17 protein-coding genes and 1 pseudogene are annotated in these 18577 nt (G+C 42.1%); 13 read left to right on the top strand and 5 right to left on the bottom strand.

Translation table 11 applies throughout. The annotated features are described in order from the left end of the window. Positions 1 to 85 precede the first annotated feature (85 nt). From FTV08_RS13905 to FTV08_RS13895, 3 genes are read left to right on the top strand one after another with little or no spacing between them, the layout of a single operon-like run. On the top strand, positions 86 to 1531 hold the full coding sequence (locus tag FTV08_RS13905; RefSeq protein WP_004647090.1) for a cytochrome ubiquinol oxidase subunit I: 1446 nt from the start codon (positions 86 to 88) through the stop codon (positions 1529 to 1531). After that, entirely contained in the window at positions 1528 to 2532 is a 1005-nt protein-coding gene (gene cydB / locus FTV08_RS13900; protein WP_044108336.1) for a cytochrome d ubiquinol oxidase subunit II, read from the top strand. The genes FTV08_RS13905 and cydB overlap by 4 nt, the downstream gene beginning before the upstream one ends. A gap of 9 nt (positions 2533 to 2541) precedes the next feature. Then, positions 2542 to 2649, top strand: a complete 108-nt coding sequence (locus tag FTV08_RS13895) for a hypothetical protein (protein WP_004647088.1) — start codon at positions 2542 to 2544, stop codon at positions 2647 to 2649. An 87-nt stretch (positions 2650 to 2736) separates the two neighbouring features. Here FTV08_RS13895 and FTV08_RS13890 read toward each other — a convergent pair whose 3' ends face one another. Together FTV08_RS13890 and FTV08_RS13885 are read right to left on the bottom strand one after the other, a co-directional pair. Further along, the gene (locus FTV08_RS13890) at positions 2737 to 3348 is read right to left on the bottom strand and encodes a thermonuclease family protein (RefSeq protein WP_180087535.1); all 612 of its coding nucleotides are present in this window, start codon (positions 3346 to 3348) and stop codon (positions 2737 to 2739) included. Between the two features lie 168 nt (positions 3349 to 3516). Further along, positions 3517 to 4434 (bottom strand): LysR family transcriptional regulator, encoded by a 918-nt coding sequence (locus tag FTV08_RS13885; protein WP_180087534.1) that lies wholly within the window; start codon positions 4432 to 4434, stop codon positions 3517 to 3519. Positions 4435 to 4528: 94 nt separating this feature from the next. Here FTV08_RS13885 and FTV08_RS13880 point away from each other — a divergent pair, with 94 nt between their 5' ends. The 7 genes and pseudogenes from FTV08_RS13880 (at position 4529) to FTV08_RS13850 (ending at position 11446) form a co-directional block, all read left to right on the top strand. Continuing rightward, positions 4529 to 5770, top strand: coding sequence for an acyl-CoA dehydrogenase family protein (locus tag FTV08_RS13880; RefSeq protein ID WP_180087533.1), 1242 nt, complete (start codon positions 4529 to 4531; stop codon positions 5768 to 5770). Between the two features lie 51 nt (positions 5771 to 5821). Then, complete coding sequence (locus FTV08_RS13875) at positions 5822 to 6943, top strand: phosphotransferase family protein (RefSeq protein ID WP_180087532.1); 1122 nt, start codon at positions 5822 to 5824, stop codon at positions 6941 to 6943. Then, positions 6940 to 7638, top strand: a complete 699-nt coding sequence (locus FTV08_RS13870; RefSeq protein WP_180087531.1) for a histidine phosphatase family protein — start codon at positions 6940 to 6942, stop codon at positions 7636 to 7638. Before FTV08_RS13875 ends, FTV08_RS13870 begins: the two co-directional genes overlap by 4 nt. Positions 7639 to 7690: 52 nt before the next feature. Next, positions 7691 to 8434, top strand: coding sequence for an SDR family oxidoreductase (locus FTV08_RS13865; RefSeq protein WP_004280440.1), 744 nt, complete (start codon positions 7691 to 7693; stop codon positions 8432 to 8434). A 409-nt stretch (positions 8435 to 8843) separates the two neighbouring features. Further along, complete coding sequence (locus FTV08_RS13860) at positions 8844 to 9902, top strand: fatty acid desaturase (RefSeq protein ID WP_005100136.1); 1059 nt, start codon at positions 8844 to 8846, stop codon at positions 9900 to 9902. Positions 9903 to 10118: 216 nt separating this feature from the next. Next, positions 10119 to 10829, top strand: a pseudogene (locus tag FTV08_RS13855) (SGNH/GDSL hydrolase family protein). A 32-nt stretch (positions 10830 to 10861) separates the two neighbouring features. Next, on the top strand, positions 10862 to 11446 hold the full coding sequence (locus tag FTV08_RS13850) for a uracil-DNA glycosylase family protein (RefSeq protein ID WP_180087530.1): 585 nt from the start codon (positions 10862 to 10864) through the stop codon (positions 11444 to 11446). Between the two features lie 96 nt (positions 11447 to 11542). Here FTV08_RS13850 and FTV08_RS13845 read toward each other — a convergent pair whose 3' ends face one another. The 3 genes from FTV08_RS13845 to FTV08_RS13835 all read right to left on the bottom strand — a co-directional run bounded on the left by FTV08_RS13845 (position 11543) and on the right by FTV08_RS13835 (position 14342). Beyond that, positions 11543 to 12019 carry a pyridoxamine 5'-phosphate oxidase family protein gene (locus FTV08_RS13845; RefSeq protein WP_180087529.1) on the bottom strand — a complete coding sequence of 159 codons (477 nt, stop codon included), beginning with the start codon at positions 12017 to 12019 and terminating at the stop codon, positions 11543 to 11545. Between the two features lie 160 nt (positions 12020 to 12179). Continuing rightward, the gene (locus FTV08_RS13840; RefSeq protein ID WP_180087528.1) at positions 12180 to 12617 is read right to left on the bottom strand and encodes a hypothetical protein; all 438 of its coding nucleotides are present in this window, start codon (positions 12615 to 12617) and stop codon (positions 12180 to 12182) included. A gap of 168 nt (positions 12618 to 12785) precedes the next feature. Next, entirely contained in the window at positions 12786 to 14342 is a 1557-nt protein-coding gene (locus tag FTV08_RS13835; RefSeq protein WP_180087527.1) for a phospholipase D family protein, read from the bottom strand. A gap of 169 nt (positions 14343 to 14511) precedes the next feature. Here FTV08_RS13835 and FTV08_RS13830 point away from each other — a divergent pair, with 169 nt between their 5' ends. From FTV08_RS13830 to FTV08_RS13820, 3 genes are all read left to right on the top strand, one after another. Continuing rightward, positions 14512 to 15576, top strand: coding sequence for an S-(hydroxymethyl)glutathione dehydrogenase/class III alcohol dehydrogenase (locus FTV08_RS13830; RefSeq protein WP_311771907.1), 1065 nt, complete (start codon positions 14512 to 14514; stop codon positions 15574 to 15576). Between the two features lie 208 nt (positions 15577 to 15784). Then, positions 15785 to 16315 carry a hypothetical protein gene (locus tag FTV08_RS13825; RefSeq protein ID WP_005106843.1) on the top strand — a complete coding sequence of 177 codons (531 nt, stop codon included), beginning with the start codon at positions 15785 to 15787 and terminating at the stop codon, positions 16313 to 16315. A gap of 521 nt (positions 16316 to 16836) precedes the next feature. Next, positions 16837 to 17886, top strand: a complete 1050-nt coding sequence (locus FTV08_RS13820; RefSeq protein WP_180087526.1) for a 3-deoxy-7-phosphoheptulonate synthase — start codon at positions 16837 to 16839, stop codon at positions 17884 to 17886. Positions 17887 to 18577 lie beyond the last annotated feature (691 nt).

The raw sequence follows: 18577 nt of genomic DNA, 5'->3' as shown, positions 1-18577 counted from the left end.
CCTAAGCTAGCCATGTCACTAGAAAAATTCATGACTTAAAAATTGAAGGGCAAAGATGCCAAATAACAATGCATAGGTGAAGCTTATGACTCTGGGTTTAACTGCATTAGAGTTAGCACGAATACAGTTCGCCTTTACTGTATCTTTTCATATCATTTTTCCGGCAATTTCTATTGGCTTGGCCAGCTTTCTGGCCATTCTGGAATGGCGCTGGCTCAAAACCCAAAATCCGATTTTTCAGGATCTATTCAAATTCTGGGTGAAAATTTTCGCTGTGGCATTCGGGATGGGTGTCGTCTCTGGTGTGGTCATGAGCTACCAGTTTGGAACCAACTGGAGTGAGTTTTCCCGGGTGGCAGGCAGCGTGACTGGACCTTTATTGGCCTATGAAGTACTCACCGCTTTCTTTCTGGAAGCGGGCTTTCTGGGCATCATGTTATTTGGCTGGGGACGAGTAGGACCAAAGGCGCACTTTTTCTCGACCTTGATGGTTGCGATAGGCACCTGTATTTCCATGTTCTGGATTTTATCCTCCAATAGCTGGATGCAGACCCCACAAGGCTTTGCGATTGAAAATGGCCTGATTGTTCCGCAAGACTGGCTTGCCATCGTGTTTAACCCATCTTTCCCTTATCGTCTGGCCCATATGGCCATGGCTGCCTTTCTGGTTTCCGCCTTACTGGTCGCTGCTACAGCCGCATGGCATCTGATCAAAGGCCGTCGTGATGCACTGGTCAAGACCTCATTTTCCATGGCGATGTGGCTGCTTCTAGTACTAGCACCTTTGCAGGTCATCGTCGGTGATATGCACGGTATTAATACCCTTGAGCATCAGCCAGCAAAACTGGCGGCAATGGAAGGGCACTGGGAAACCAATCATGATGAAGGCATGCCCTTATATCTCTTTGGTATTCCAGATATGGAGGCCGAAGAAACCAAATATGCAATCGGAATTCCCAACTTGGGTAGCCTGATTCTAACCCACTCGATGGATGGCAAGGTTACGGGGCTTAAAGACTTTGCGCCTGAAGACAGGCCGAATTCACTGGTGGTGTTCTGGAGCTTCCGGATTATGGTTGGACTGGGCGTGCTGATGCTGTTACTGGCGTTATGGGGAGCGTGGGCACGTACCCGAGGCCGCTTTTATGAGTCCCGTGCATTACACCGGTTTGCCTTGATTATGGGACCTTCCGGATTTATTGCCATGCTTGCGGGATGGTTTACCACAGAAGTTGGCCGTCAGCCTTGGGTAGTCTACGGCATCATGCGAACCAAGGATGCATTGTCACCGGTTTCCGCTGAACAGGTAGGACTCACCCTGATTATTTTTGTAGTCGTCTACTGTGTGGTATTTGGTATCGGAATTTACTACATGTTGCGCCTGATGCACAAAGGTCCGGATTTTATTCATACCCGACCAGATCATGAATCAGATAGCGATGTAGTGCAGGCTTCACGCCGGCCATTAAGTAGTATTCGCGAACGTATCGAAGAAGTTCCTGAACAACCGGATCAGGAGGATAAAAAATGATTGATTTATCATTAATCTGGATTGTGATTATTGGTTTGGGTGTATTGATTTATACCATTCTCGATGGTTTCGATCTGGGCATCGGCATCTTGTTTCCTTTCTTTCCGCATCAGGATGAACGCGATGTCATGATGAATACCGTGGCTCCGGTCTGGGATGGCAATGAAACCTGGATGGTTTTGGGCGGTGCAGGGTTATTTGCAGCTTTCCCGCTCGCTTACTCGACCGTACTCTCGGCACTGTATATGCCAATTATCCTGATGGTGATTGCCTTGATTTTCCGGGGAGTAGCTTTTGAGTTCCGCTTCAAGGCAAACCGGAGTAAGCATTGGTGGGATAAAGCCTTTATTGGTGGTTCTGCGATCACCAGTTTCCTGCAAGGGATGATTTTAGGCGCTTATATTCAGGGCATTGAAACTCGAAATGGTGTCTATGTTGGTGGAGGTCTGGACTGGCTCACTCCCTTCAGTATTTTCACCGGAATCAGTGTGGTGGTGCTCTATGCGGCATTAGGCTGTGGTTGGCTGATCTATAAAACCGGAGATGATTTACAGGATCGAATGTTTAAACTGATGCCTAAGCTGATTATTGCCTTGCTGATCATATTGGGTGCTGTCAGTATTTATACGCCGTTGACTCATCCACAGATTGCCGAACGCTGGTTTAGTCAGCCACAATTTACCTATTTTATGCCAGTTCCAATTCTGGTTCTGCTGTTTACCTGGCTGGCTTTGCGTGCCTGTAAGAGACGCAGTGAATTAGGTCCATTTACCTATATGCTGGTTCTGGTTTTCCTCGCCTATACCGGATTCTTGATCAGTCTATGGCCATATATTATTCCGCCAAGCGTGACTATCTGGCAGGCAGCAGCGCATGAAAATAGTCAGTTATTTGCCTTGATTGGTGCCTTGATCCTGATTCCAATTATTGTGATTTATACCGGTATGTCCTATTGGGTGTTCCGGCATAAGGTCAGGGTCGGCGATGATGGCTATCATTAAGGAGTGGTCATGAAAGGCAAACAGGCATTATGGTTTGTAGGATTATGGCTGGCAGGATTTTTAACGCTAGCCCTGATTGCCGGCGCATTCCGCTTTCTGGTGCATTTGGCTTATTAAATCGGTAAAACTAAAAAAATGAAAAAAGTGATCTGAATGTCCTGATCACTTTTTATTATTTGCAATTTATCTTTGATAAAACCAAATTTACGATTTTACCTGTTTACGATAAACACTTGGACGTACAGGACGGCTACTTTTCCAAAGGCCTTTTTTCTGTTTCTTGGCTTTATTTTGCAGTTCCATCATATAGCGTAAATGGTTTTTATCCTTGATATATTCTTCATAGACCCACGCTGCACCACGTTTGACAATCTCTTCATTGATATTTTTGCGATAGCGGTAGACCACACCGACACAGCGGCCATAACGGTCAATGTCGGTTATCTTGACCCGAACCATTTTATTATTCACCATGCTTTTGACCAGATGCTGCGATTCTTTGCCATATGCTTGCGATGATTCGGGGGCATCGACAAAAGCAAAGCGCAATTTGGTTTCAGAGCGACGGATATTAAAACGGTAGCAGGTGAGGGTATCACCATCACTTACGGCTTTTACACGGCACCAGTATTTTTTGCCTTTCTTAAAGGGGCGGAAAACATCTTTTAAATAAACTGTAATTTTATGCAGCAGATAATAAGAAAAACACAGCAGTACGAGGCCCAGCACAATTTGCCAGGTGATGGAGAGATTTAACAAAGGCAAGATCCAAATCAGCAAAACCAGCTGTAAAATCACAGCTAAAAGTCGAGCCATTTTAGAGCAAAGCCAGTAGATCTACGGCTTAAAAGCTAATCACTCAGTGTTTAGTTTTGTACCAGCTAAAATAGCCTAAGTATATTTTTCTACTGAAAAGATGAAGATGCAACCATCTAAACTTATATAAAAATAGCCTAAGTAAACTTGCATTCCTTTATAAATAGCCTAAGCAAAAATTTTATAAATTTCACTTCTCAAAAATTGATGTCTTTTATTCTCTTGCAAATCCTTATGCCAATACATCCCCATATTAATTTTCGGCAGTTCCACAGGGACTTCAAAAATATTTAGACTGGTAGCCAATTGTAAATGCGTCAATACATTTTTAGGAATAGTCAGCATGGCTGTCTTTTGCTGCTCCAGAATTTGCAGAGCAGTTGAGTAATGCTGACAGCGTAAAAAAATCTGTCGTGAATATTGTTTCCGACTTAAATAAATATCTTCAACCAAAACACCAGTACGGCGTGATGACACGCCAATATGAGGCGAGGCAAGATAAATCTGCTCATTCATTTCTGTTAATTGTGTACACACTACAAATTCATCTTGCACCAGGCGTTCAAACTGGATTTTGTCAGCAATGTTTTGTTCCAGATCTATGACAAAATCGATCTGTTGGGAGGCGAGGTCTGCTGCTATATTTTTACGGTCCAGTTTCATGCTGCTTAGCTGAATTTCTAGATTGAGTTGCTGAAAGTGCTGAACCAGTCTGGGAAAAATCATCGGCTCAATTTCATCATGAACGGCAATTTTCAAACTCTGAATCATTTCCGGTCTGAAGTGCTGATGCTGTATTGAAATATTTTGAATCGCAAAAAGTGCATTCTTCAGCTCAGGATAGATCTGTTCCGCAAACGGCGTAGGTTGCATTTTGCTACCAGTACGTACAAATAAATCATCTTGTAAATGCTGTCTTAAACGTTGCAGAGCATGACTGGCAGCAGACTGGCTAACTGATAAAATCTGTGCAGCTTTAGAAATACTGTTCTGCTCATAAATTGCCATAAAAAGTGGATAAAGGTTAATGTCGATACGATGAAAATTTCGCAGATCCATAACTGTTTTGGAATGAATATTATGCATAATAATGTATGGGGTAAAATCATTTTATTCATAATAGGTTTTGGGTTAAGGTGTTGTAAAGCGTATGAATTAGAATATTTAGAAGGATACAGAGATGTTTGAACTTTCAGCACGTGCACAGGATTATTTAAATAGAACCAAAAAATTTATTGCTGATGAAATTGAACCGGTTGAAGCTGATTTCTGGCAGAAGGTTCATGAGTTGAATCAAGGCGGTGACTGGACCAAATGGCAATGGCCAGCAGAACTGGAAAGCTTAAAAGCCAAAGCCAAGGCAGCCGGCCTTTGGAATATGTTTCTCCCTTGTCCAGAACTTGGCCAGGGTTTATCAGTTCAGGAATATGCACATATCGCAGAACTTTCCGGTCGTAGCCTGATTGCGCCAACTGTATTTAACTGTAATGCACCAGACAGCGGCAATATGGAAGTATTGTGGCGTTATGGTTCTGAAGAACAAAAACAGCAATGGCTGAAGCCACTATTAGAAGGAAAAATCCGTTCGGTCTTTTGTATGACTGAACCTGCAGTTGCATCCAGTGATGCTACCAATATGCAGGCAACGGCGATGGTGGAAGGTGATGAGATTATTCTCAATGGTCGTAAATGGTGGTCATCAGGTATGGGCGATCCAAATGCCAAAATCATTATTTTTATGGCACATACTCCAGATGAAACAAAAGACCGTCATCATCAGCATTCGATGGTTTTAGTTCCAGTAGATACCGCAGGGGTAAAAATTGAACGTATGCTGCCAGTGTTTGGTGACTACGATGCACCACATGGCCATGGTGAAGTCAGCTTTGAAAATGTCCGCGTTCCGGTAGCGAATTTTATTGGTGGCGCCGGTCAGGGCTTTGAAATTGCCCAAGGTCGTTTAGGACCAGGCCGTATTCATCATTGCATGCGCTGTATTGGTGCTGCGGAAAAATCCTTAGAGTTGATGATTGACCGTGGCATGAGCCGGACAGCATTTGGCAAAGAGATTTTAAAACTTGGCGGCAATCTGGAACGTGTCGCTGAAGCACGGGTTGCGATTGATCAGGCACGTCTTTTGACCTTGTATGCCGCCTATAAAATGGATACTTTAGGGAATATGGCGGCACTGACTGAAATTTCTGCAATTAAAGTCGTTGCGCCAAGTGTACTAGAAAAAGTGGTCGATATGGCCATCCAGATCCACGGCGGTGCAGGTGTCTCTCGTGATACGCCACTGACTGGATTCTTTGCTCAGGCACGTGCCTTACGTTTGGCCGATGGCCCGGATGAAGTACATAAGGGCATGATTGCCAAACTGGAACTGGCGAAACGTGGCTATAGTACACGCCACAAAAAATAAACTGGCTTAAATAGAAGATTGCAACGTATTAAAAGACTTTAAGGAAAAATTATGGCGGTTATTGATGTAGGTGGAGCAGTTCGTTCAGGTGAAGAACTGGACGTACAAGCCATCACCAATTGGTTAATTCAGCAAAATGTGAATGTTGAAGGCTCTGTGCAAGTGACCCAATATTCAGGCGGAGCTTCAAACTGGACCTACCGTTTACAGTATGCCAATGCCGATTTAATTTTACGTCGTCCGCCACAAGGTACCAAAGCCAAATCTGCACATGACATGGCACGTGAATATCATGTGCAGAAAGCCTTGGCTGAACACTATCCAGTCGTGCCTGTAATGGTCGCACTTTGTCAGGATAAATCAGTGATTGGTTGTGATTTCTATGTGATGAAACGTCTGGAAGGAATTATCCCTCGTGCCAAAATGCCACCTGAGCTGCAACTCACTGAATCCGACATCCGGACTTTATGTATCAATGTGATTGATAAATTGATCGAATTGCATCAGGTTCCTTATCAAGGGACCGAACTTGAAAATCTCGGTAAGGGTGAAGGCTATTGTCGCCGTCAGGTCGAAGGCTGGGATGTACGTTATGAAAAGGCTAAAACTTTAAATGTTCCATCGTTTAAATATGTGCGCAACTGGCTTAAAGATAATATTCCTTCAGATTCTAAAACCTGTGTGATTCATAATGACTGGCGTTTTGATAATGTCATCTTAAATCCGGAAAATCCGACTGAAGTGATTGGCGTACTGGACTGGGAAATGGCGACACTCGGCGATCCGCTCATGGACCTAGGTTCTGCTTTAGCCTATTGGGTGGAAGATACTGACAATGCCATCTTTAAGGCAACACGCCGCCAGCCGACCAATCTAAAAGGTATGTTTACCCGTAAAGAAGTGGTGGATTACTACTTGGGAAAAACCGGCCTGCAACCGGAAAACTGGGCGTTTTATGAGGTGTTCGGAATTTTCCGTCTCGCGGTGATTGCCCAGCAGATCTATTATCGTTATTACCATAAACAGACTAATAATCCAGCGTTCAAGGATTTTTGGGTGGTGATTCATGCCTTGCATATTCGTGCCTTAAAACTGATTGGCAAGCAAAAACTGGAAGCCAATGAGATTGCACAAAAGTATGTGCTTAAATTTAAAGAGATAATGCCAAAATGACAACCATTTACTTGATCCGGCATGGCCAGGCCTCTTTTGGCGCAGAAAGTTACGATCAACTTTCGCCCAACGGCGAGTTACAGGCAAAGCTTTTGGGTCGCTATTTTGAAGAAATCCTGAAAGAAGTGCCTTATGTGGTGGCTGGTTCCATGCAACGCCATCAACAGACAGCGCAATTATCACTGGACAAATGTTTTCCGGAAAGTGAGATTCTGACCGATAGTGCTTGGAATGAATTTAATCATCAGCAGGTATTCGCCCGTTATGAGCCGCGCTTTAATCAGCCTGAATTGCTGAAACAGGATGTATCAGAACATGAAAATCCACGGGATTATCTGAGCAAGATTTTTAGCGGTGCAATTGCACGCTGGACTGGCGATGATTATCACCATGAATATGATGAATCTTGGCCAAGTTTCAAAGCACGCGTGGAAAGCGGCTTAGAAAATCTGTGTGACCAGTTGTCCAAAAGCCGACCACGCTATGCAGTAGTTTATACCTCAGGTGGGGTGATTTCTGTGGCTGTAGGCAAAATTTTGGGCCTTAGTCCGGAGAAAACCTTTGCTCTGAACTGGGCGATTACCAATACCAGTATCACGACACTACGTCTGGTGGGTAATGAACCGCAACTACTCAGTTTAAATGAACATCATTTTATTAAAGCACAGCGTCCAGACTTATTGACCTGGATTTAAAATGAGATTGAAAACCTAATACGCTAGAAAAATAAAGGAATAGGGTAAATACATGGCTAAAACAATTTTAATTACCGGTGCAAGTTCAGGGATCGGCGCCGGTATGGCACGTGAATTTGCGAAAAAAGGCTATAACCTGGCGATTTGTGCACGTCGTTTGGAGCGTCTGGAAATCTTAAAGCAGGAACTGGAAAGCCAATATGGCATCAAAGTCATTGCCAAAACACTAGATGTCACCGATTACGATCAAGTGTTTGAAGTGTTTCGTGCTTTTAAAGAAGACTTTGGCACCATTGACCGAGTTATTGTGAATGCTGGTGTCGGTGAGGGCCGCCGGATTGGTAAAGGTAATTTTGCTATCAATAAAGCCACGGTTGAAACCAACTTTATTTCGGCATTAGCACAATGTGAAGCTGCAGTTGAAATCTTCCGTGCACAAAACTCTGGTCATCTGGTGATGATTTCATCTATGAGTGCAATGCGCGGTATGCCAAAACATTTAACGGCTTATGGTGCAAGTAAGGCCGGCGTGGCTCATTTAGCGGAAGGCATTCGAGCTGAATTGATCGATACGCCAATAAAAGTGACCACCATTTTCCCAGGATATATTCGTACTGAAATTAATGAAGGGGCAAAAAAGCTACCTTTTGAAGTAGATGAAAAAACTGGTTCGCGTTTATTGGCAGCAGAAATTGAAAAAGCACCAGTTAAGGCTTATGTGCCGAAATGGCCTTGGTTGCCACTCGGTCTAGCCATGAAAGTATTACCACTTAAACTGGTGAACAAGTTAGGTTAAAAGCGCTCTTAGATCTATAAAAAGAGAAGCTAGAGCGCTTCTCTTTTTATTTTTTATGACAAACTGAGAAAAATTTCTGAATCAGTATTTTTTTCTAAAAAATGTATAGCTTGAATTTACAAAAAAGCGAAATTTTATAAATCCTAATATATTGATTATTAAAATAAAGTTTTAAATTATCAAAAATTATATTTTTATTTTATTGATGAATTTGCAATTAAATCAATTACTTTTAAATTTTCGTTTCATGAGAAAGACCCTCTTTAACTTTTCCTAATTTTCGCCAATTTTAAGAACTTTTCCAAACTGTCCAAAACTTAGACATACTCACTCTAAAAGTGGAAAGATAACTTCTCTTTTTTAGAATTTCCTTTAATGTACAACCGTCCAGAAATTAAAGGTTGTCCATATGTCTACATCTGCGGATATGACTGACCAGCAGCGAATCTCCAAGGTCAGAAGTATCGTTACCCAGGCCGGGGAAGAGGTGCGTGCTCGTTATCCCATACTCAAACATCAGAACTTTATCGGTGCGAGTATTTTAGGCTTTGCCTGGGCAGGCATGATTGCATGCGCGGTAGCATATGGAACAGGTTATCTCTCAGCATGGTTTACCATTCCCTTGATTGCGATTTTTGCGTCATTGACCCATGAATTGGAACATGACCTGATTCATTATATGTATTTCAAAAAAACACCTTGGGCACATCATTTGATGTTAGCACTGGTCTGGTTGGCACGTCCAAACACCATCAGTCCGTGGGCACGTCGTCGTTTACATTTGCATCATCATAAATATTCAGGCACTGAACATGACCTGGAAGAACGTGGCATCAGTAATGGTATGCCTTGGGGCATTCGCCGAATTCTGGTCATTAGTGACCAGTTGATGTCAGTGTATCTGCGTCCATTTCAGATGTTTAAGATGATTCATCTTTTTCTGGAAAAACAGCCTGAAAAAGAACGTAAAATTGCCATGATTTCTCAGTTATTCGGCTTTTTACCTCTCAGCATTATTTACTATGGATTGTGCTATCTGTTTGTGGTTTTTCATGGTTTAAATGCGATTGCACCGCTATTTGGTTATGAGATGCTCTGGTCACAAGGTATTGTCAACACGATGCCGATCGTGAATCTGCTGGCAGTCATCTGGGTGATTCCGAACTTTATCCGTTCTTTTAGCTTGCAGTTTGTCAGTTCAAATATGCATTACTATGGCGATATTGATCCACGTGATGTGATCAAACAAACCCAAGTGCTCAATCCATGGTGGATGGTCCCGTTCCAGTTATTCTGCTGTAATTTTGGTTCGACCCATGCGATTCATCACTTTGTAGTCAAGGAGCCATTTTATATCCGTCAACTGACGTCTAAAACGGCGCATAAAGTAATGAAAGAAGTGGGCGTGCGTTTTAATGATGTGGGAACCTTTAAGCGTATGAATCGCTGGAATGACTATAAAATCTAAGCTTTGATTGTCATAAAAATCCCGTTTTTAAGCGGGATTTTTTTATATTTATCCTTTGTGATTTACCCAAGGGCAAGATGTATAAGCCTATATTTTGCAAGAATCCTATCTCAGTCAAATTTAGGTGAACATTCATCTAAAATGATTGCTGAGGAAATAGTTCAAAAGAATAAACTCAGGTAAAATCAAGTATATCTTTATATAAATTAGCCCACTATGTTGCTGAAAGCCGCCACCATTGCCTTGATTCCTGCACTCGTCATTCAGGGTAATCGCGTCAAGAAAAATACCCTAAGACTGCCGGAACCTGAAGGTGCACGTGAAGGTCAAACCGGAACCGGCAACAAACTGTCTCTGCTGATTTTAGGGGATTCGGCAGCAGCAGGTGTAGGAGTAGAACATCAGGATGACGCATTACTGGGTGCAATTCTGCATGAACTGAAAGATGACTTTGAAATTGACTGGAAATTACAGGCCAAAACAGGCGATACCAGCTCAAAAGTAATTCATGCTTTGGACCAAATAGAAGTCCAGCACTATGATGTAATCGTCACGTCGGTTGGCGTCAATGATGTGACCAAACTGATACCTGTCGAGGTTTGGATTCAGAAGTAGGAACAGCTTTATAGTAAAATTCAGCAAAAATTTAGTCCGAAACTGATCATTGCTGCCGGTGTGCCGCCAATGAATATGTTTCCGGCGCTACCGAATCCTTTAGCCTGGCTATTTGGCCAGTATGCTAAACAGATGAACCAGCAACTAGAAAATTTTGTGAATCAGCAAGTGAATATGCAATGGATTGAATACGATATTGAGAAGTATCGTGCCATGAATTTACAAATGGCTGCAGATGGTTTTCATCCGAGTAAGGAAGTTTATACACTTTGGGGACAAGAAGTAGCTGGCAAGATTCGGAAGACCTTCTAAAATAGTTGAAATCTCTCAATTTAGTTAATTCTATGTCTGATATTGAAACGCATCCGCTACCGCCATTTTTACCGCCCAATGCCAAATTACTGATGTTGGGTAGTTTTCCGCCACCTGCCACACGCTGGAAAATGAACTTTTATTATCCAAACTATCAAAATGATATGTGGCGGATTTTTGGACTGATTTTCTTTGAAAATAAAGATTACTTTTTAGATCTACCCAATAAAAAATTTCAGGAACAATTGATCCGGGAGTTTTTAACAGAAACGGGGATTGCGATTTTTGATAGTGGCTATCAGATCCGGCGTTTAAAGGGCAATGCTTCAGACAAATTTTTGGAAATAGTAGTACCCACCAATATTGAGCAACTGCTCAGCCAAATGCCGCAGTGTAATCATATTATGACCACAGGCGACAAGGCCACAGACACCATGATGCTGTCCATGCCTGAAGGGACTCTAAAGCCGAGTATTGGGCAACCAAGTCAGGCTTATTTTGTCGGACGTGATCTGCATTTATATCGCATGCCTTCATCTTCTCGAGCATATCCGGTTTCTCTGGAGAAAAAAGCCGAAAGTTACCGGACAATGTTTGAGCATGTGGGTCTGGTTTAATATTTAATCCAATAATCAGATGAAAAATGGTTAAAGAGCTTTTTGGCTATAGATAAGAAATAAACTTACTATTTGTAAGTTATTGACCTTATTTATTCACATATTTGGATATTCGATCCAGCGATAGCTATTGATCTTCATCTCCCGGACATGATGAAAGCTGGACCAGATTAACTGACTACCTTTGGTCCATTTTAAAGCTCGAATACGCGACTCCACCTGTCGTATTTCCTCAAGCGAGGCCGGACGTAAAGGACCAATTTCTGCATATAAGCGTACTCCTGGATAACGCTTAAATTTACCTTTAAGTAACGAATGAAACCAAAACAGTTTGCTACTGTTCACAGCCTGTATGCATGCCATCGGCTGATGCTGTAAATTCTCAGAAAAAGTAGTGGAATAAGTATCAAAGAAGAAACCGATACTGGTCTTTTTGTTGAGGAATACGGTTCCGATCGGAGTAATACTAGGAAAGCCTTTGGGGTTGACTGTTGCAATAGAGCAATGCATGGCGGCCCGTTGTGCATCAGCGACCACCTGGCGAATCTGTTGCCATTCACTATCAGAAATCATGTCTTGATTCTCTTATTATTTTTTATAAATTTTATAATAACTTAATTAGCTGGGCATTGCCTGAAAAAACTGAAGCTACGGCAGTTTGATCAATCTAAAACGTCACTCAGATTATAAAAAAGAGCCACATGGGCTCTTTAAAAAATACAAAATTCGGCGATTAGCCATCGTATTCGACATAATCCCACAAATTTAAACGTGCTTTAATTTCCTGACGGATCTCGGGCAACATCGGCAAAAGAGTGCCATCAATCCATAAGCTCAACGCTTGGGCAGAAAGTACTTGCTGCTGTTCATCGACCAGTTGTGCACCTTTCAACATAATACCGGTCTCATCAGTGGCTTCGGTTTCTACACCTTTAAATAAAACCTGTAATTCATAACCGCTATCCTGAATCAGCCATTCCAGTTCAAGTTGAATATTTTCACTGGATTTCAAAACTACCTGTCCCTCGACCGTATCGGAGTCGGACAGACAGTCATGTTCCACCCGAATTTTGGCCAAATACCATTCTTGCTGGGATAAATCATGGAGGGTTTTTACAGGCGTCAGAATATCACTGAACTTAAACTGACGGCTTAGATCAAAAAATTGCATGGGAGTGGAGGGCGAACAATCGCAAAATACGAGAAAAATGTAATTCTAAAGTAAGCGCAATAGACTGTAAAACCCTTTAAACGATGATTGGACTAAGTTAATTTAAGCGGTCATTCTCAAAATACAGGCTTTTCATGTCGTCGTAATTGTGAGGTCATTCTAATGTCATTACATTAACCATTCACCGGGAAATTTCGTCACCAGATTCATCATAAAACGCTGGAATTTTGTAGTTTCCGGATCATGTAAATGCTGAATACTACGGCCATCTTTTTGATGTTCCAGCCAAATCATTTCATTTTTTTCGTTCAGTTTAAGTTGATAAGCCACGCGTGGTAAGTACTGATCCATCGCACTGGTGATTTCCTTCTGAAAATCTTCCGATTCAATGACCAGACCGACTTCGGTATTCAGATAGGCTGAACGCGGATCAAAATTAAATGAACCGACAAACACCATGCCATCCAGATCAAAAAATTTGGCATGCAAACTGGAGCTATTTTTGTTTTTAGCCGGGATGATGTCTCCAGTCATAATTTCATACCAGGTCCGTTCCGGACGGACAATGTAGGGTTTAAATTCCCAGAGTTCGATGCCACTTTTCAATAATTGCTGACGATATTGCTGATAATAGGCATGCACCGCAGCCACATCATTGGCCTGAAAAGAGTTGGTCAGGATTCTGATTTTCACACCTTGTTGCGCACGGCGGGTTAAATAGTCGGCCCCTTTTTGCGTGGGAATAAAATATGAGGACACTAGTTCCAGATGTTTTTTTGGCTCACCCATTAATTCAAGCATATGGGTATAAATATAATCGCCATTTTTGGCATGAGGACGGGCTTTTGCGGGACTATCCGCAACAAAATAAGCTGCCGCCCAGTGCATAGGTTGTTTTTTTAAGTGTTGTTCGACTTGTTTCTCGGCAATGCCCACCCGGCGTTTGAGTTCAGTTTCATCAACATCTTCACGTTCAAATTCAGTTCTGAGCCTTTTGAGCATTTCAGGATGGCCGGCATCATTTAGCACCTGTCGTACATCATAACTCAGATCATCATTCCAGAAGTTAATAAAGGTCTGATTGGCATCTGTTACGCTTTGCCCCGCGAAGAATATATCAACATCGGTGAATTGAAAATCTTCACTGGCATCAAAATATTCACTGCTGATATTCCGGCCACCAGTCACGGCTGCAGTTCCGTCCGCAATGATTAATTTATTGTGCATGCGATGATTAACCTTTTTCATCCGGAAACCATAATCCAGCGCACGTAAATGACGAAATTTATAGGGATTAAAAATCCGGACTTCAAAATTTGGATGTTGGCTTAGAGCAAGAAGCTTGTCATCAAGCTGGGTGCCATTTTGATCATCAATCTGAACCCGCACTTTGACACCGCGATCGGCAGCTTTGAGTAATTGAGACAAGATCATATTGCCAATATAATCATCCTTCCAGATGTAATATTGCAGATCCAGATGATATTTGGCTTTGTTAATTAGGTGCAGACGCGCTGCCATACTCATAAAGCCATCATAGAGCGGCAAAAAAGCCGTTTTACCGCTATTGATCTGCTGTTTTGAAAGTTGATTGTCGATCCAGTGTGCAGGTCGAACTGGCGTGATTTTCGCTTCTTCAGCAGTGTTGGGAGCCGGTTCACAGCCAGAAAGCATGATGCTAAAAGTAAAAATGCTCAAACATACAAAAGGCGAAGGTTTAGTCATTGATGTTCCATTAATTATAGGATCTTTTATTCCTTATCTTGTGATGTTAATAGTTGAATCTCCGAATAGAAAGAGGTTACTGTTAGTCATCTGTAAATCAGCAAAAAAAGGACAGTTTTACATGAAATCACGTGCAGCAGTTGCATTTGGTCCAGGCTAGCCATTAGAAATTGTAGAAGTGGATGTTGCTCCACCAAAAGCAGGTGAAGTACTGGTAAAAATTAGCCATACAGGCGTGTGTCATACCGATGCATTTACCTTGTCTGGTGAAGATCCTGAAGGTGTATTTCCTGCAATCTTGGGTCATGAAGGTGCGGGTGTGGTCGTTGAAGTCGGTGAAGGTGTCACCAGCCTGAAACCGGGCGATCACGTGATTCCGCTTTATACTGCTGAGTGTGGCGAATGCTTGTTCTGTAAATCAGGCAAGACCAACCTGTGTGTTGCTGTACGGGCGACGCAAGGTAAAGGTGTCATGCCAGATGGTACGACCCGTTTCTCTTATAATGGCGAGCCGATCTATCACTATATGGGTTGTTCAACTTTTTCAGAATATACCGTGGTTGCTGAAGTTTCTCTGGCAAAAATTAATCCTGAAGCCAACCATGAGCATGTTTGCCTGCTGGGCTGTGGTGTGACTACCGGTATTGGTGCAGTACATAACACCGCTAAAGTTCAGGAAGGTGACAGTGTTGCAGTATTTGGTTTAGGTGGTATCGGTCTTGCTGTAGTACAAGGCGCACGTCAGGCCAAAGCCGGCCGTATCATTGTGATTGATACCAATCCGGATAAATTTGAACTGGCGAAACAGTTTGGTGCGACAGATTTCCTGAATCCAAACGACTATGATCAGCCGATTCAGCAAGTGATTGTCGAAATGACTGGTTGGGGTGTAGACCATTCATTCGAATGTATCGGTAATGTAGATGTAATGCGTTCAGCACTAGAATGTGCGCACCGTGGCTGGGGTCAGTCAGTGATTATTGGTGTAGCCGGAGCAGGTAAAGAAATTTCAACCCGTCCATTCCAGTTAGTCACAGGTCGTAAATGGATGGGTACTGCGTTTGGTGGGGTGAAAGGTCGTTCACAATTACCGGGAATGGTAGAGCAATCCATGAAAGGTGAAATTCAGCTTGAGCCTTTTGTGACACATACCATGCCATTAGGTCAGATCAATGAAGCTTTTGACCTAATGCATGAAGGCAAGTCGATCCGTACAGTCATTCATTTTGACTAAGCTGTTTTAATCTAAAAAAGACCGGTATTAAACCGGTCTTTTTTATGCGGCTTTTACTTGATTCAGGATACATTAGTGCATGAAAGCCTCACAGAGAGTCACTGAAACAACACACGCCTGCTAATGTCATTACATGCCAGATGCTTATATTAAATAGGACGTATGAAAATACGTGATAAAACCATTTTAAAGAATAAGGATAAGCTCTATGTCGAATGATAATTTTGATCGTGATGTAATTAAGAATGCGCCTAAAGATGTCCGCGATGATTTAAATGCCGATCCAATTACTGGTGAGCCTGGCGCACATCCTGTGGGTACAGGTGTAGGTGCTGCAGGTGGCGCAGCGGCAGGTGCAGCCATTGGTGCTGCAGGCGGTCCAGTGGGTGTCGCTGTCGGTGGTGTAGTCGGTGCTGTTGTTGGCGGTCTGGCAGGTAAAGGTGTAGGCGAAGCTATAAATCCAACAGAAGAACAGGCTTACTGGCGTGATAATTCGATCAATACGCCATACTATTCAGATGCTCGTACCACCTATAGCGATCTGGATTATGACCGTGATTATGATACGGCCTATCGAGTTGGTTATGAAAACCGTGGCAGCTATGATGCCCATACTCGTTTTGAAGACGTAGAACCTGATTTGAGATTGAAATGGGAACAAATGAAAGGTCAATCACGTTTAAACTGGGAACAGGCTAAATTTGCAGTGCGTGATGCCTGGAATCGTGTTTCACGTTAATTTTTAATCTTCGGATTAAAATGAAGTTTCTTTGGTAAAACCCGCGATAAGTTTGTGGGTTTTACCACTTTTAGTGATATATATCACGCTTTGATGAATCGATAAATAAAAGTAGAAAAGTTAATAAATATTTTTTTATATTTAATGCTTGTCAAATGATCACAGAGCGCGTATTTTAATTTCAGAATCACATTTTATGAAAGACATAACATGTTAAAGCAACCTATCATTTCAAACGCATATTTTTATTTCTGGCAGTTTAGCTAATTGCCTGAATGCGTTTGGGCAATGAAAAGGTTGCCCACCAGTTTATACCTGATCGGCAACCCTGATCAGGTTTTTTTATGCCTTTCATTTTTTAAAATATTTTGGAGACAGCCATGACAAACTTTAACTATTCATATTTTAACAACTTTTATTGGTCTTATTTTAGTCAGCTAATGACACTCACAACACTTTCGATTAGACCCATAACGCTCAAATAAAAGTTTGGACTGATTGCCAGTCCCAGGATTAAAGTCATGAATACCCCAAATACATCACAACAACATCATGCTGAAAGCATTTTAATTTTACCTCAGCAGCTTAAGCAGCAATTGCCACTGTCTCCGCAATTGGCCAGCCAAGTCGCTGAACATCGTCAAATCATTCAAAATATATTAGAAGGCAAGGATCATCGTTTGATGGTGGTCACCGGCCCATGTTCCATTCATGATGAAGCTTCGGCGCTAGACTATGCAGAAAAATTAAAACAGCTTCAGTCACAGCTATCTGATCAGATTTTCCTGGTGATGCGTGCTTATATCGAAAAACCGCGGACTACCGTAGGCTGGAAAGGTTTCCTTTACGATCCAAATCTGGATGGTTCATCCAATATGCAATTGGGCTTGGAAAAATCTCGTGACTTATACCTAAAAATCATTGAAATGGGTCTGCCCATTGCCTCTGAAATTCTTAGCCCGATGGCAACTGCTTATTTCGATGACTTATTAGCTTGGGGTGCGATTGGCGCACGTACCAGCGAATCGCAAATTCATCGCGAAATTTCCAGCCATATGCCGTACAGCATCGGTTTCAAAAATGGTACTGACGGTTCGATCCAGATTGCATTAGATGCCATTCAGTCTGCCTCTCATCCTCATCAATTCCTGGGGATGAGCCAGTCTGGTTTACCATGCATTTTACACTCGCAAGGTAATCCTAAAGCACATTTGATTTTACGTGGCTCGAATAGCGGACCAAATTACCAATTGTCAGAAATTGAGAAAATCCGGGCCAAACATCAGATCGACTTACCGGCATTGGTGATTGACTGTAGTCATGGCAATAGCTCAAAAAATCCGATGCTGCAGCCTGAAGTATTGGAGCAGATCGTGGCAGAACGCTTACAGACCAATGTTCGTGGCGTAATGCTAGAAAGTCATCTTGTTGACGGCAACCAGAAAATTTCTGAGCAAATGACTTATGGTCAGTCTGTAACTGATGGATGTCTGGGCTGGACAAAAACCGAACAACTATTGTTAAATATGACTGACTCACTACGGCTCGAAGGTTTGAAGCGTAGTGCTTAAAACTGAATGATGTCTTTCCTCAATTGATTGGGGAAAGACAGAATCGGATGAAGCCGATCAGCGCATCTCCCAGATGCTTAAACTAGCTCATCACAGCGTTTGAAAATAAAAATAATGATTAGAACGATTTTATAAATTGAATAAAAATAATTAAATTAAAAAATAAACAATAACAATAATTTATTAGAGGTCTTGCTTCAGCTGATTCTACACGGCTGACCAGTCATGATCTCAGGAATCTCGATATGTATACAACCGAATTGCTCGATGAAGCGCGTAAATTTATGCACCATATGCTAAGCGTAATACGGACTCCAATAATGAACTGCGCTTGCAAATCAAATTGAAAAGTAATCGTCTTAACCCAGTTTTACAGGCGGAAAGTACTCAAATATCTATGCTTGAGCAGTCTAGATCACGCACACTTTCTACCGATTAATACTGAGGATCTGGGCAACGCATAATTTGGCTAAAAATGTATGGCCAATGTCACTTTTAATGTTAGGTGGCATAATCAATGCCAGAGTCTGAAAGCGGATATTTCTATTTTGGACTTACAAGGGCTGTTATTCACCAATTAAAATGTCTATGCGATAAACCATTTAAAATGTCCTGTTTTTAACCACAAGAGTCAAGCACAGGATTTAACTTTCTTTGTTCAATAACAGCTTTCTGAGCTTTACGACTCGGC

Source organism: Acinetobacter sp. YH12226, from assembly GCF_013417805.1.
Taxonomy (GTDB): Bacteria; Pseudomonadota; Gammaproteobacteria; order Pseudomonadales; family Moraxellaceae; genus Acinetobacter.
This window is presented reverse-complemented; position numbering and strand designations above follow the sequence as displayed.

Bases quoted from the DNA above. Each gene is read 5' to 3' on its own strand.
- FTV08_RS13840 (WP_180087528.1), bottom strand. From the start codon at position 12,617: ATGCAATTTTTTGATCTAAGCCGTCAGTTTAAGTTCAGTGATATTCTG.
- FTV08_RS13880 (WP_180087533.1), top strand. From the start codon at position 4,529: ATGTTTGAACTTTCAGCACGTGCACAGGATTATTTAAATAGAACCAAA.
- FTV08_RS13890 (WP_180087535.1), bottom strand. From the start codon at position 3,348: ATGGCTCGACTTTTAGCTGTGATTTTACAGCTGGTTTTGCTGATTTGG.
- FTV08_RS13835 (WP_180087527.1), bottom strand. From the start codon at position 14,342: ATGACTAAACCTTCGCCTTTTGTATGTTTGAGCATTTTTACTTTTAGC.
- FTV08_RS13845 (WP_180087529.1), bottom strand. From the start codon at position 12,019: ATGATTTCTGATAGTGAATGGCAACAGATTCGCCAGGTGGTCGCTGAT.
- FTV08_RS13870 (WP_180087531.1), top strand. From the start codon at position 6,940: ATGACAACCATTTACTTGATCCGGCATGGCCAGGCCTCTTTTGGCGCA.
- cydB (WP_044108336.1), top strand. From the start codon at position 1,528: ATGATTGATTTATCATTAATCTGGATTGTGATTATTGGTTTGGGTGTA.
- FTV08_RS13820 (WP_180087526.1), top strand. From the start codon at position 16,837: ATGAATACCCCAAATACATCACAACAACATCATGCTGAAAGCATTTTA.
- FTV08_RS13905 (WP_004647090.1), top strand. From the start codon at position 86: ATGACTCTGGGTTTAACTGCATTAGAGTTAGCACGAATACAGTTCGCC.
- FTV08_RS13825 (WP_005106843.1), top strand. From the start codon at position 15,785: ATGTCGAATGATAATTTTGATCGTGATGTAATTAAGAATGCGCCTAAA.
- FTV08_RS13875 (WP_180087532.1), top strand. From the start codon at position 5,822: ATGGCGGTTATTGATGTAGGTGGAGCAGTTCGTTCAGGTGAAGAACTG.
- FTV08_RS13865 (WP_004280440.1), top strand. From the start codon at position 7,691: ATGGCTAAAACAATTTTAATTACCGGTGCAAGTTCAGGGATCGGCGCC.
- FTV08_RS13860 (WP_005100136.1), top strand. From the start codon at position 8,844: ATGTCTACATCTGCGGATATGACTGACCAGCAGCGAATCTCCAAGGTC.
- FTV08_RS13885 (WP_180087534.1), bottom strand. From the start codon at position 4,434: ATGCATAATATTCATTCCAAAACAGTTATGGATCTGCGAAATTTTCAT.
- FTV08_RS13895 (WP_004647088.1), top strand. From the start codon at position 2,542: ATGAAAGGCAAACAGGCATTATGGTTTGTAGGATTATGGCTGGCAGGA.
- FTV08_RS13850 (WP_180087530.1), top strand. From the start codon at position 10,862: ATGTCTGATATTGAAACGCATCCGCTACCGCCATTTTTACCGCCCAAT.